Annotated in this window: 11 protein-coding genes, 1 tRNA gene and 2 pseudogenes; 7 read left to right on the forward strand and 7 right to left on the reverse strand. The window is 43.8% G+C overall.

The features are described from left to right. Positions 1 to 30 precede the first annotated feature (30 nt). The gene (cobA, locus tag HGT73_RS13085) at positions 31 to 873 is read left to right on the forward strand and encodes a uroporphyrinogen-III C-methyltransferase (RefSeq protein WP_214215742.1); all 843 of its coding nucleotides are present in this window, start codon (positions 31 to 33) and stop codon (positions 871 to 873) included. A gap of 135 nt (positions 874 to 1,008) precedes the next feature. On the opposite strand, the gene HGT73_RS13090 is transcribed toward cobA, so the two are convergent. Then, a tRNA-Asn gene (locus HGT73_RS13090) sits at positions 1,009 to 1,084 on the reverse strand. Between the two features lie 293 nt (positions 1,085 to 1,377). On the opposite strand from HGT73_RS13090, the pseudogene HGT73_RS13095 reads away from it, so the two are divergent. Then, positions 1,378 to 1,623: pseudogene (locus tag HGT73_RS13095) on the forward strand (LysR family transcriptional regulator); the annotation flags it as partial. 237 nt (positions 1,624 to 1,860) lie between these two features. After that, positions 1,861 to 3,156 (forward strand): NCS2 family permease, encoded by a 1,296-nt coding sequence (locus HGT73_RS13100; protein WP_214215699.1) that lies wholly within the window; start codon positions 1,861 to 1,863, stop codon positions 3,154 to 3,156. Positions 3,157 to 3,195: 39 nt separating this feature from the next. On the opposite strand, the gene HGT73_RS13105 is transcribed toward HGT73_RS13100, so the two are convergent. Then, positions 3,196 to 4,641, reverse strand: coding sequence for an AMP nucleosidase (locus HGT73_RS13105; protein ID WP_214215701.1), 1,446 nt, complete (start codon positions 4,639 to 4,641; stop codon positions 3,196 to 3,198). Between the two features lie 231 nt (positions 4,642 to 4,872). Between HGT73_RS13105 and HGT73_RS13110 the strand changes: the two genes are divergently transcribed. Both HGT73_RS13110 and HGT73_RS13115 read left to right on the forward strand, forming a co-directional pair. Next, positions 4,873 to 6,318, forward strand: coding sequence for an EmmdR/YeeO family multidrug/toxin efflux MATE transporter (locus HGT73_RS13110; RefSeq protein ID WP_214215702.1), 1,446 nt, complete (start codon positions 4,873 to 4,875; stop codon positions 6,316 to 6,318). 132 nt (positions 6,319 to 6,450) lie between these two features. Continuing rightward, positions 6,451 to 8,199: a sensor domain-containing protein gene (locus HGT73_RS13115; protein WP_214215704.1), complete on the forward strand. Its 1,749-nt coding sequence runs from the start codon at positions 6,451 to 6,453 to the stop codon at positions 8,197 to 8,199. 55 nt (positions 8,200 to 8,254) lie between these two features. Here HGT73_RS13115 and HGT73_RS13120 read toward each other — a convergent pair whose 3' ends face one another. Together HGT73_RS13120 and HGT73_RS13125 are read right to left on the reverse strand one after the other, a co-directional pair. Beyond that, positions 8,255 to 9,088 (reverse strand): glycosyltransferase family 8 protein, encoded by an 834-nt coding sequence (locus HGT73_RS13120; RefSeq protein ID WP_214215706.1) that lies wholly within the window; start codon positions 9,086 to 9,088, stop codon positions 8,255 to 8,257. Beyond that, on the reverse strand, positions 9,088 to 10,485 hold the full coding sequence (locus tag HGT73_RS13125) for a D-arabinono-1,4-lactone oxidase (protein WP_214215708.1): 1,398 nt from the start codon (positions 10,483 to 10,485) through the stop codon (positions 9,088 to 9,090). The genes HGT73_RS13120 and HGT73_RS13125 overlap by 1 nt, the downstream gene beginning before the upstream one ends. Positions 10,486 to 11,235: 750 nt before the next feature. On the opposite strand from HGT73_RS13125, the gene HGT73_RS13130 reads away from it, so the two are divergent. Then, positions 11,236 to 11,640 (forward strand): glycosyltransferase, encoded by a 405-nt coding sequence (locus tag HGT73_RS13130; RefSeq protein WP_214215710.1) that lies wholly within the window; start codon positions 11,236 to 11,238, stop codon positions 11,638 to 11,640. Positions 11,641 to 11,685: 45 nt separating this feature from the next. On the opposite strand, the gene HGT73_RS13135 is transcribed toward HGT73_RS13130, so the two are convergent. The 3 genes from HGT73_RS13135 to HGT73_RS13145 all read right to left on the reverse strand — a co-directional run bounded on the left by HGT73_RS13135 (position 11,686) and on the right by HGT73_RS13145 (position 13,230). Continuing rightward, entirely contained in the window at positions 11,686 to 11,898 is a 213-nt protein-coding gene (locus tag HGT73_RS13135) for a hypothetical protein (protein WP_214215712.1), read from the reverse strand. Between the two features lie 98 nt (positions 11,899 to 11,996). Next, positions 11,997 to 12,197 (reverse strand): DUF943 family protein, encoded by a 201-nt coding sequence (locus HGT73_RS14880; protein WP_244968571.1) that lies wholly within the window; start codon positions 12,195 to 12,197, stop codon positions 11,997 to 11,999. Positions 12,198 to 12,384: 187 nt separating this feature from the next. Next, on the reverse strand, positions 12,385 to 13,230 hold the full coding sequence (locus tag HGT73_RS13145; RefSeq protein ID WP_214215714.1) for a DUF3289 family protein: 846 nt from the start codon (positions 13,228 to 13,230) through the stop codon (positions 12,385 to 12,387). Positions 13,231 to 13,439: 209 nt separating this feature from the next. Between HGT73_RS13145 and HGT73_RS13150 the strand changes: the two are divergent. Further along, a pseudogene (locus HGT73_RS13150) lies at positions 13,440 to 13,849 on the forward strand (DUF6387 family protein); the annotation flags it as partial. Between the last annotated feature and the right edge of the window lie 31 nt (positions 13,850 to 13,880).

The following is a 13,880-nucleotide window of genomic DNA, read 5'->3' on the forward strand; positions in this document are numbered from 1 at the left end:
TTCGACAACATCTTAGGGGTGTCATCCTCTATGAGTGCCTTGGTACAGATTATGGCTAATGCCAATCAGCAGAATCCCGTTACAGGCGGGGAGGTGTGGTTGGTCGGTGCAGGACCGGGTGATGTGGAACTGTTAACGCTAAAAGCACTACGGGTCATTGAACAGGCCGATGTGGTGGTGTTTGACCGCTTAGTTTCATCGCCAATTCTCGCGCTTATTCCTCCTGCAACATTGCAAATTTATGTTGGTAAATCTGCCCATGCCCATACCCTCGCACAGGATGAGATTAATCAGTTATTAGTAGCCTTGGCACAGGATGGCAAAAAAGTGGTACGTCTTAAAGGTGGCGATCCTTTTGTTTTTGGGCGCGGGGGAGAAGAGATGCTGTACTGCCAGCAACGTGGGGTGGTTTGCCACATAGTTCCCGGTATTACCGCCGCGATGGGCTGCGCGGCGGCAAGTGGTATTCCCCTAACTCATCGCCATGTGGCACAGTCGGTACAAGTTATCACGGGACATAGTGCTGAGGGAGAACCGGATCTCGATTGGCGAGCATTATCAGCAAAACGCCAGACGCTAGTGTTTTATATGGGTATTGCCCATTGTGGGCAAATCAGTCAGCAATTAATCACGCATGGATTATCGGCTACTACCCCGGTTGCGATAATAGAACGTGGTACGCAACCTCAGCAACGAGTGATTGTTGGTCGCTTGGATACCTTGGCGAAATTGGTTGAGCGACACCACGTTAAGGCACCGGCGTTATTGATTGTCGGGGAGGTGGTGAGTCTTTATAGACGAGAAAAACAGCAATCGACCCGCCAAGCTGAACTTAAGCAATCTGAGCCACAACTTGTAGTCGCTACGGTATGAGAGGCGAAGGACGATGACGCAACACGAAGATCGCGACTGAACCCGCAAAGGGTTGGACGGGTATCCAGCACGAAACCCAGAGAGATGATAAAGCCAAAAGCCCGCTCGGGATAACCTGAGCGGGCTTTTTAAATTTGGCTCCTCTGACTGGACTCGAACCAGTGACATACGGATTAACAGTCCGCCGTTCTACCGACTGAACTACAGAGGAATTGTCCTGAAGACGGGGCAGATAATAGTGTTGCTCACGCAGCTTGTCAAAGCTCTTTTTTCTAAATGTGGTGTGTTTGCTGGTGAAATAGCCAAGATGGAGATTCTCTGTTCAATCCCCCTGCACTAAAAGTTGGTCATTATGCTTTATTAAGGTGCAATGGCGACGAGTGGGTAATCCCTAAACGCAGTAAGCGGCCTGAAAGACACAACTTTACAAAGTTGGCCTAATAATTGCTTTATATCATCACTTGCGGCGAGTTCGACGCCACTTATCCTTAGTAGGAGTTAACAATGAACCTAAGACGCTTAAAATATTTTGTTAAAATTGTCGACACAGGAAGCCTGACTCGGGCAAGTGAAGTACTTCATATCGCCCAACCCGCGCTTAGTCAGCAATTAGCCACATTAGAAGGCGAGTTTAATCAGCAATTGTTGATTCGTACCAAACGGGGAGTGATCCCAACAGATGCGGGACAGGTGTTATATCATCATGCTCAATCGATCCTTAAGCAGTGTGAGTTTGCTCGTATTGCCGTGTCGTCGACACAATTGATGTCACAAACCGCATAATAATCTGCTTAACCCTCGGGCCGTCCAGCAACTTTATTAGGCAAAGTGATAAAAAACTATTGCTCAGGCGGCTTCCCCCCTTTAGGATCTTGCGCCGGAACGAAAACGTTTACGTAGCGAGTGCGTTCTAACACCTTGAGCACGCGATCCGTCACTACGGCTGAGGCGTATCGTGTATAAACGACGATAATTTGAGAAAAAAATATGCTCGAAAAGCTCTTTAAATTAAAGGCAAACAACACCAACGTAAAAACAGAAATTATTGCAGGCCTGACCACCTTCCTGGCGATGGCTTATATTCTTTTTGTTAACCCCTCTATTCTCGGGCAAACCGGCATGGATAAGGGCGCTGTATTCGTGGCGACCTGTTTAGCGGCGGCAATTGGCTCGGTATTAATGGGGATGATTGCGAACTTACCGATTGCTTTGGCTCCGGGTATGGGTCTTAACGCCTTCTTTACCTATACTGTTGTGTTACATATGGGGTATCACTGGCAAGTCGCCTTAGGGGCAGTATTTATCTCAGCCGTGTTATTCTTCTGTCTCTCTATTTTTAAAATTAGAGAGTGGATTATTCGCAGTATTCCACTTCCGCTTCGTTCAGCGATTGCCGCCGGTATCGGGCTATTTCTTGCTATCGTCGCCTTAGAAGGTGCAGGAATTGTTGTCGATAACCCTGCAACGTTAGTTGGAATGGGGGATCTTACAAAACCTGGGCCGTTACTCGCCATCGCCGGTTTCTTCTTAATTGTGATTCTCGAAGCACGCCGTGTAACAGGGGCGATATTAATCGGAATTTTAGTGATTACTGCTATCTCTATTCTTACCGGATTATCGCCATTTGGTGGTGTGATTGCGTCTCCGCCTTCCTTGGCTCCAACATTCTTACAGCTTGATATTGCTGGTGCGTTTAATGTTGGTCTGGTGAGTGTTATTTTTGCATTCTTATTCGTTGACGTCTTTGATAACTCTGGCACCTTGATTGGTGTAACGCGTAAAGCAGGCTTAGTGGATAAGAGTGGTAATATTCCACAAATGGGCCGTGCATTACTGTCAGACAGTATTGCCGCACTGTTTGGTTCTTTACTCGGGACATCAACAACCACCAGTTTCGTAGAGTCTAGCGCGGGTGCAGCTGTCGGTGGACGCACGGGGTTGACGGCAATCGTTGTTGGGATTTTATTCCTGCTCTCGCTCTTTTTCTCTCCGTTGGCAGGCAGTGTGCCGGTGTACGCGACGGCCCCCGCACTACTATTTGTAGCGGTGTTGATGGCCTCGGGACTGGCTGAGATCGATTGGAAGGATATTTCAACAGCTGCCCCAGTCACCATTACCGCATTAGCAATGCCATTAACCTACTCGATTGCTAATGGTATTGCTTTTGGATTTATCAGCTGGACAGTTATTAAACTTTGCACCGGAAAGTTTAAGGAGCTTAACCCAGCATTACTGGTCTTGACGGTACTGTTTGTCATTAAGTTAGGCTGGCTTAACGCCTAAATATGTCAGCGTTAGGGGCATTCCCCCTAACGCTGCTATTTAACGGAAGGGGGGCTCGACAAAAGTCCTTAACTTACGTGAGTGAAGTTTATCTCCCTCCGCACGCAGTAAATCCACGGCACAAATACCTATTTGTAGATGTTCTGATATTGCCCCATCATAAAAGCGATTTGCTTGCCCCGGTAATTTGATTTCACCATGCAAAGGTTTATCCGAAACGCAGAGCAGCGTCCCGTAAGGGACCCTAAAGCGGTAACCTTGTGCGGCAATGGTGGCACTCTCCATATCGACGGCAATAGCACGGCTAAGATTAAAGCGCAGCGCGGAAGCCGCATAACGCAGTTCCCAGTTTCGATCATCGGTCGTGACCACCGTCCCCGTTCGTAATCGTTGCTTAATACTCAGGCTATCCTCATCTCCATAAACATGACGTGTTGCGTCATAGAGCGCACGTTGGACTTCTGCGATACTCGGCACAGGAATATCCGCTGGCAGCACACTGTCGAGTACGTGATCATCACGAAGGTAGGCATGGGCTAATACGTAATCGCCAATGCGCTGACTCTCTCTGAGTCCGCCACAGTGGCCAATCATTAACCATGCGTGTGGGCGTAATACGGCCAAGTGATCGCAAATTGTTTTGGCATTAGAAGGGCCGACACCAATATTGATTAATGAAATACCTTGTTGGTCTTCGGTAATAAGATGCCATGCTGGCATTTGATGTTTTTTCCACGCGTCTTGGCTGAGTTCTTGGTTCACGTTATCTGCATTGATCACATTACCGCCCGCACAGACTAAAGCAACATAAGGGGAGTTTGGATCGGCAACTTGCTGTTTGCCCCAACGAATAAACTCATCCACATAGCGCGTATAGTTAGTGAAAAGAATATAGGGCTGGAAACTTTCAGCCGGGGTACCCGTGTAATGCTTTAAACGTGCGAGGGAAAAGTCAACACGCAGTGCTTCAAATTGACCAAGGGGAAATTCTTGCTCATGGGTAATTAAGCCGTCAGAAATATCATCGCCGATATTGGCTAAATCAGTGGTCGGAAAATAGCGCGTCATCGCGGCCATTTGAGGGCGTTCAATCGTTAGCCCTAGCCCATCGATTACGTAAGGATAGGGGATCTCGACGTTAGAGGGTCTGACTTCAAGGGTAAACTGGTATTCATGACTGAGCATTTCAAGTTGTTCAGTGAGATAACGGCGAAAAAGGGCAGGTTGGGTAACGGTGGCGCTATAGGTTCCCGCATGCGTAAAACGTCCCCATGCACGCACACGTTGGATAGGGATTTGTTCCCCTTGCCAATGTAAAACCAATTCTGGATAACAAAATAACCCCGATTGTCGCGTTTCATTATCGGGGAGTTTGCCTGATGTTAAATAATGCTGTAATGCTCCTCTGAGTGCAGAAACAGCACTTGCATAATAGGATTCGAGTTGATCAAGGGCGCGATCGATTGCAACCGGTGAATGTGACATGATTATGAACCTCTCTTTTCATCAGGCTATCGCCATAAATTACCTAGCAATCACTGTAACCTGTCGTTTTATAAAGTACAAATGGGGCGAAAAAGAGGCTGAGTGATGTATTGTAAATGTTAAAAATGATTGAGTTGTTATATTTTTAGGTCTAAAGTTATTAGGAAGCATACGAAGTTATTGGGTATTTTTCTTATTACCGCTCTTCTCCGTTTTAAATAAAGGATACGCATGGTGCAGCGGTTGGTTGTTTCTCTTCCTCAAATCATTAAACGTACGCCTTGGTACGGTCAACGACATCGCTACCGTACACTTTTTTGGCGTGAAATAACGCCTTTTGCGGTTCCTATCCTTATCGAAAACCTCTGCGTATTATTGATGGGGGTGTTGAGCACTTTTTTAGTGAGTTGGTTAGGGAAAGCCGCAATGGCTGGGGTAGGGTTGGCCGATAGTTTCAATATGGTGGTAATTGCCTTTTTTGCGGCGATTGATCTGGGCACTACAGTGGTGGTGGCCTTTAGTTTAGCGCGGGGTGATGGTCAGCGCGCCCGCGCGGCTGCACGACAATCTTTAGGCTTGATGACCGTGATGGGATTTTTGTTGGCGTTAGTGATTGAGTTTTTTGGGCCAGCAATTATTGATGTCATTGCGGGTAATGCCGAGCCTGAAGTCAAAATAATGGCGCTAAACTACCTTCATATCTCAGCATGGAGCTATCCCGCTGCGGCTATCGCGTTGATAGGCAGCGGCGCAATGCGCGGAGCGGGTAATACGAAAGTACCTATGTTGGTTAATGCGGGCATGAATATCCTCAATATTATTATTAGCTCATTACTTATTTATGGGTGTTTGGGGTGGAAAGGCCTAGGTTTTAGCGGCGCAGGGTTGGGCTTGACTTTATCGCGCTATATCGGCGCACTGATCATTATTATTGTGCTCGCACATCGATTAAGCGGCCACTTACTGATCCCGATTAACAGCTACTTTTACCGTTGGAACACGTCAATATTGAAAGAGGTGTTGAGTATTGGAGTTCCAGCAAGTGTGGAATCGGTTTTATTTAATGGCGGAAAGTTACTGACGCAGGTCTATGTGGCAGGCATGGGAACGAATGATATTGCGGGCAATTTTATCGCTTTTTCAATCGCTTCCTTGATTAACTTACCGGGAAATGCCTTGGCCTCATCTTCAACAATCATCACAGGCAAACGGTTAGGATTAAATCAGGTTTATCAAGCAGAAAAACAGATTCGTCATGTTTTCTGGCTGGCAACAATAGGGTTAACGCTAATTGCTTGGTCGACAATTCCGTTTGCGGGATTATTGGCTCGGTTCTACACCAATGACCCGGATGTTGTTACCGTCACCCAGCATCTATTGTGGCTCAATGCGGCTTTTATGCCTATTTGGGCTTGTTCTTGGGTGCTCCCGGCCAGTTTAAAAGGGGCACGTGATGCGCGGTTTGCCATGTATGTCTCCATGTTTAGCATGTGGGGCGCTCGGGTAGTGATGGGCTATATGTTAGGTATTTGGCTTGGTTTCGGTGTTCTGGGTGTTTGGTTAGGAATGGTTATGGATTGGGCAGTACGTGGGATATGTTTTTGGTGGCGATTATCCAGTGGAACCTGGTTAACTCATTATTGGAAAATGAATAAAAAAGCCCCTAAATGTCCTTAGGTAGCTAAGTAGGATTATTCTTATTGTTTTTGTTTTGTTTACTGTCATCTTGTCGCGTCGGCGGAAATACCACTCTTGCAAAATAAGCATGATTTATCCTGTAAGGGAAGGATTAAACTTTTTGGGGAATTAATGTTAAATACTTTGCCTTCGGCTATCTCACCGCCATTTTCGGATGATAGCTCAATCGATCCCTGCTCTGCAGAGACTCATCATGCTTACAAAGCTATGCTGAATGCTAGCATTGATGGTATAAAAATTTTGACGCCAGATTGGCGGATTGAAAATATGAATCATGCGGCTTGCCTTGCACTGGGCGTTGACCCTAAGCGCGGATTTGGTATGGCGTGGTTACCGCTACTTCCCGCTAACACAAGGCGTAGTGCGCGAAAAGCACTAAAAAAAGTCGCTTTTGAAGGGAAATCAGAATTTTTTGGTAAGCGAGTGAATGAGTTGGGGGAAACCAGTTACTGGTATACGTTGTTGACCTCAGAGCTTAACACTCAGGGAAAATTGGAATCTATTCTCTGTGTTTCGAGAAATATTACGCAGCAATTTTTAGCCGAATCTAAGTTACGACACCTTACTGAATTTGATGAGCTGACCAACATCCCCAACCGCCGCCACTTTCAAAAGTATCTGAAAAAAACGATCCGCATTGCAAAAGTCACTCAACAATCGGTCACACTATTACATGCCGATCTTGACCATTTTAAGCGCTTAAATGATATCCGTGGTAATCATACGGGTGATCATATTCTTAAAGTTGTCGCCAAACGATTAACCAAGCAACTAGCCGGCCAGGGGTATGTGGCACGACTATCCAGCGATGAATTTGCGATAGTTATTCCCAATACTATTACCGTCGATGAAATTAACCAGATCGCCCAAGATATGGTTAACACCATTTCCCAACCTATCAGTTATCACGGTCAATCCATACGTCTTTCAATGAGCATTGGTACAGCGACATGGCCGGGCTCAGTGGAAAATAGCGATATGTTGATGAAAGCGGCGAATATTGCGTTGACGGAAATTAAACAAAATCGGTCTGGCGGGGTATTACAGTATCACAGTCAGTTGATGAGCAGTGTTACCCGTATTGCCGAACAGTTGGAATTGGCACAGTACGCTATCGATCACGCAACGATTGAGCCCTACTATCAGCCGAAAGTCAGGCTTCACGATGGGAAGTTAGTCGGTGTAGAAGCATTGTTACGCTTTATTAAACCGAACGGTGAATTAGCTTCGCCGGGTGCTATTTGGGCGGCATTTGAAAATCGCGCCTTAGTTGAAAAAATCGGTGAGCAGATCCGCACTCGTGTCTTTAAAGATATGCAATCTTGGGTGGCGAAAGGATTGATGTTGGTGCCGGTTTCTCTGAATGCCTCACCGGTTGAATTTATGTGGGATGATTACGCAGAAAAGTGTTTAGCACAGATAGCCGACTATGGCATTGACCCGCGACTGATTGAAATTGAGATCACCGAGCATATGATTGTCGGAAGTGGTGCTGAATTTGTGATTAGGGCGATAAAACAGTTACGAGAACACGGTGTCCGCATCGCCCTCGACGATTTCGGTACGGGCTATTCGACCCTCAGTAATATTAAAGATTACTCGGTTGATGTGATCAAAGTCGACCGCAGCTTTGTGAATAGTTTGGATCAAGGACGTGAAGGTAAAGCGATTATTAAAGCCTTATTATTGCTGGCCAATTGTCTTGGGATGGAAGTGGTTGCCGAAGGGGTCGAAGAACAAGAACAGTGCGATACTTTGATTAATGAAGGTTATCTTATCGGCCAAGGGTTTTTGTTTAGCCCAGCAGTAAGTAACGAAAAAATTGAAAAGTTACTTGGTTCTAGACTGACGCAGAGGTAATAAATTTTAATGGCTAAACCCGTATTATCGGGTTTAGCCAAAACGCGAGACTAACTCAGTGTTCAGGCTGGTAGGCTTGCCACCACAACGTATCGAGTGGGGTGTCTCTGTCCTGTTCTGCGACCGTCGGGTGTTTGGGTTTTTGCCAAGGTTTTTTAAGAATATAGTGAATGTTCTTCACCTCATCAAATTTCCACAACCCTTTATGCTGAAAAGGTAACGTTTTCAATGCGTTGTAGCCATAGGATAACGGTGTCCAGCGCCCTGCGAAGACCTCATTAAGCAGATCCTGTTCTGAGAACGGATATTGACTTAAATCGGTAATTGCTTGCACTTTGTCCGCTAAATAGGTTGCTATCTCCTCGTTGGGGCTTAGCACCAAGAATCCACCGTTTAAGTACAGATCTAAGGTACTGGGGGCCGCTTGATTTTGCTCTTGCCACGTGTAATGGCAGGCTTGTGGCTGCCAATTTGCCGGATAGCTAGCTATCTGGTTTGGGTTACAGCGACAAGCATGGCAGGCAGCGATATGCCCGTCAGCAAGGGGTAAGTCAAACAACTCATCCATATTACGAACGGCAAGCATATCAGCATCTAAGAAGACAATGCGTTGGTAATCCGTCAGAGCCCAAACACGCAGTTTCGACCATACTTCGCCAAATTGCGCCGAGGCATAATGTTCACTTAATCCAGCGTTAGGGTACAGTGGTGTGATATCCACCACACGACACCCTTCCTCAGTAAGCTGCTGACGAGATTCGGTCGTGATCGCTTCGGTCACCATGACCAGAAGAGGCCATTTTGTCTTTTGTTGGCGTAAAGATCGCTGTAATGCGATAACGCCAACAAGGTACTCTTCCTGAGTAAGCAGGGTTGCCCATGCATTCATTAGTGCTCTCCTGTCGTCGAATCAAAAAGTTGACCGATATAGTCATTGCTAAAGCGTTGCTGTGGGTCAAGACGACGTTTCACCCGTTCAAAATCTTGCCATTTCGGGTAAAGTTCTGACCAAGTATAGTGCTCAGGATCATAATATTTACCCCAATGAGGACGTCCACCGTAGGTTGCTAAGATTTTTTCTACTTCAGTTAGAAAATGTAACCCATCCTGAGATAACGAGCCATCATCTGCGTAGTAGACAACGAAACCGAAGTAGCAGGTCTCTTGATGATATGCTGGACTGAGCCAAGCATCAGAAGCTCCGGTACAGCGTAGAATAATCGGATAATGCATATGTGGCTGATTTTCGGCATACCATTGCTTGATATGACGGATGATCTTTGGCGTTTCGGCCAAAGGTACCCCGATCTCCACATTTATCTGCGGTACCGCTATGCCACGACAAAGGAGTTGATAAATATCACCCGTTACATCAGTAAAGTCTTTAAAGCGGGCTACAGTACGAAATTGTTTACCGCCATGACCGTGAACTTGGGTATCGGCATGCATTAATGCGAGGGTTTGATCGATTGCGGCATTTAAGCTCTCATCTTCTTGAGAAGAGTGACGCACCACCTGTTGGTCATTGTCTTGATAGCTATGAATATCGCTGTCCGAAGCAGGATCAATGTTCCAGACGTGAAGTAGGTTGTCGTCGACAAACCACCACGCTTTACTGAATTGGTGCTGTTGGTTCCACGCTAAAATATCGTTTTCTAATGTATCGGCACTTACCGCCACTTTTTCACAGGTGAAATAGGTTTCAGGGACGGTGGCAAGGGTCACTTCCGTTACAATTCCAAGGCAACCAATATTGACCATTACGGCAGGAAACTCAGGGTCGTCACGGGTAAAAACGCGTTTTTCACCATTGGCGAGAATTAAGGTGAAACTTAAGACCTCATCAGTGATAGCACTTTGTTTTAAACCTTGACCGTGTGTTCCGGTCGCAAGCGCACCACCAACCGTTTGCACAGCAATAACACCTGGTGAGCAATTAAGCATACGGCCGTTCTGCTGCAACATCTTAAACAGTTCTTGTAAAGGGGTCCCAGCGGCTACGCGAACACTGTCCTTATTAAGCGCGATAACACCGCGAAAGTGTTTTAAGTCGACTAATATGCCTTCGGATTGTGGGGCGACCATCCTTCCTGGTGACAACCGACTTCCCACAATACGGATTGGGCCTGAACTCTCTTCAAGGAGTTTTTGTAGTGCGGATTCGTCCTTAGGGGTATGCAGTTGTTGCTTTTGACCAAGCACCGCATTACGCGCCCAGTTGAAAAGCTGTTCTGATGAAGGTTCATCCGTTGAACGTTGGGGGTAAAGTTTTGGATTTTGTATCACTTTCGCTCCATTCGCTCATTGGCTAGTGAAAAGTTTCTGGTGGTATAAGCGTAGACGAATTCTATAAAAAACATGAAATAGATCACTCTTCGGTGAAATTCTTATTGAATTTTGGTCAGATGACAAGTTTGCATGATCATCATTAAAGGATAACCGCACAAATTTTCACATTAAGGTGATAATCTGTCCGTTAATAAAGCATAGCATTGTTCATCCGGTTGCACTGAGTTTATGCATAATTGTGTGGTGAGCGCGCGCAAAGGGAAGATGAGTTGTGCGCTAAAAAGCAGTAAGCGCTTGGTGATTGATAAAGAAAAATCGGGCGATTGTACTATTGTTGTTACAAAGGTGCCTGAGCGATGAGGCCAACTAATATCAAAAAATCCGCGACTATCAATAATCATGTGTTTACTGAGTTGTAAATCACCCGTTCTTAATGACCATCGGAACAGAATGGTTAATTTACGATACTCAAGGTGTTATTGCCTATCCTCTAATCTTTCCTTTTTTATTTTATAACGTATTCCTTTCATAGGTTATTTTTATAGATGTAAATAATTTTCGTATAAAAATTCATAAAGTTTATAGATGTTACGTTTTTATCTTAAATTATCGTTCGATAGATGTTAAATATCTAAGTTAAAGATTTAACATTAAAATTAAAAAGTGGTTACTTACACAATCTTGTGGAAACTTACACTCTCTTAATATAAAGTTGCATCTTGTTACAAATATAAACAGGTTATTTCAATGTTTTTCGGGCGAGAATTAATTAAAAATAAGATTGAGTTTTCTTCCTTGAAGAGTGAAGAAGAATTAAACATTGCTTATGGGGCGGATAATAAGTTTATATTGGGTGCAGGGGTATCAATTGAATCAGTAATTATCAATAATGAAAATAAAAAATTTAAGTTTCATTTATTTACTGATGATATCTCATCTGAAAACATTGAAAAAATATCTCAAATATGTAAAAAGTATGAAACAGCGATAGATATCTATAATGTGAATGCTGAATTAATAAGGACATTACCTACTAATAAGGCATGGAACCATGAAATTTATTTTCGATTGATGATTGCTGACTATTTTTGTGGAAAAGTTAAAAAAATACTCTATCTCTATTCGGATGTATTCTGTAACTATGGATGTTAAGTATTGTATTTATTTCTTTTTTTAGCATTATGGTTTTCCTTATAGTTATGTATGCGGTAACTGGAAGTCGGGGAGATCCCAGTCCTTCATATAAAATACGTTATCTTCTTCTGTGCTGTTATCCTCTGGTTTTTCTGGATGAGGGTTTAAAACGGGTTTGGTTAATTCATCTTGATCCTGAGAAGCGATCTTTTCTGTTTCTGACTGGCTCTCATTAATATCGTTCTCTGAATGGTAAGAGTAAATATTCTGGAACATGGGATTGTCGGCAACACAGAATCTCGCTCAATAAAAAACCTGGCTGATTAGTAAGAAAAAAATCCAATACCATCTAAAATTAGATATAAATTTTTTAATTAAAAATCATACTTTATACTGCCATTACGTGTACGGCTTATCGACATAATTATATTTTTATCAATACAGTTTTTAGGTGGTTCAATGTCTGGAAAGCAACGTCTGTCTTCTTCTTCCTCTTCTTTATACCCATAACCAAATGCATAAATAGTGATTTGGAAAGGAGTATTCTTACCTGATGGAATGTTGTATTTTTTCATTATGTTTTCTTTGTTTTCGTTCCACCATTCTATTTTTTTGATTTAAGGAAAGGTAGTTCATCTACAATAACCTGTGCAGTGTTACCATCATAATGTGCATCAATAACAGAGACATGTGGCTTTCTGATAATAAGATAGCTAGCGAAAATTAACAGTAAAAAAATTACTGAAACTAATAACCTCCGCATTATCGTTTTCCTTCTATATTAATTACAGCTTGCATATTTGTCAGGAATGGGCGAAAGCCGAATTTATTAAATCTTTGTAGAACAAACCATATTCTGAAGAATTGAAACTGATTGAATTTTTGCTTGCGTATATCACTAACATCCAGACCAAAATGGTCCTGACCTGTGAATCTGACATTTTCTTTCCAACTATGATCATTAACATCCAGGCGGAGAATTTCGATTTTTGTTGCATAAACATCGTGGATGGTAATTCCCATTCCATTAATTTTATCAAGTAGTAAAGAGTCAAATTTTGGCAGTATAGAATCTTTGAGGGCGCTCGCAAGTTTTTCTAATTTATTATGCGGGAAGCCTTTATTATTATAGTCAATGAATAATCCTATATTATCGTGTAAAACTGTCTTAGTTTGCCTTGTGGCATAGTCAGAATGCAACTTGTCCCGATAAGCTATATCCAACTGTGGATTATGGAAATCTAATCCTCGTGAAAGCTGCAAATTCCTTAGCATCTGATTGATTAAATATCTGTGCGGGCCAATGAAAGAAAAGGGGAGCGATGTAACCTGCATTTCCTCGAATAATAGCTGCGCGCATTGCTGGACACTCAGCTTATCGCCACGGTGAATGCCACCATAAGTTCCTGCGAACCTTGATTGCGGATTATCAAATGCTGTTAGTCGGGTTAGGGTATAGGGCTCAACCACATTCGATATGTTGTTAAGCCCAAACTCTTTTCTGAGTCTGTCTTCCGGGATGTCGCCATAACGCATATCGTCCGTAGAAAAATCATTGAAACGGCGCTTGGTCGTGAAGATCGTTAAAGGAAATAATGCATTGCTCACTGGGGGTACTCCGTTACCTGGTTATCGCAATTATATTCCAATGGGTTATGAAAGCATACTTTGCTGAAATTCACTGAACGATCTTCATATCTGGACTGATTGTTCCGCTGCTTTTCCCTGATCCATTCAATAGATTACCGCCATCAAATCCGATATGTTTACTCATAACATATCAAAGGGATAAGTAAAGCCAGAAGGATAGATACCTCATGACCAACGTGGAGATCGCCTGCGCTGTTAATGAGTGGTTCAACATTGAAAATTACAGTGTGCTTAAGGATTTGACAGTAGAACAACTTTTTCAAGAGATTGAAAACCCCTACCTCATAGGGAAGGCTCGCATTATCTGAAGGAAGCCGGGGTAAATAACGAAGGGTTGATGCTGGTTCAAATTAATCTGGCAGAAACATCACCCGAAGAAATCATCAATTACCTGAAAGTCATGGTGCCTGAGTGGAAAGAACAACTACAGGCTCCTTAGCCTCCAGCCAGAGATTTTCGCTTTGGGGTCAGCAACCTCAAGAGAATACTCGATTACAACATCATTCCCATCATGGATTTGCTGTTCTGGGCGCAGTATGAAGAGGTCAGGATTGGTATGCTGCAACTGACCAGCTTTTCTGGACGCCGGACAGTTCAGGTGTCAATGT

Source organism: Rosenbergiella australiborealis, from assembly GCF_018494035.1.
GTDB classification, from domain to species: Bacteria; Pseudomonadota; Gammaproteobacteria; order Enterobacterales; family Enterobacteriaceae; genus Rosenbergiella; species Rosenbergiella australiborealis.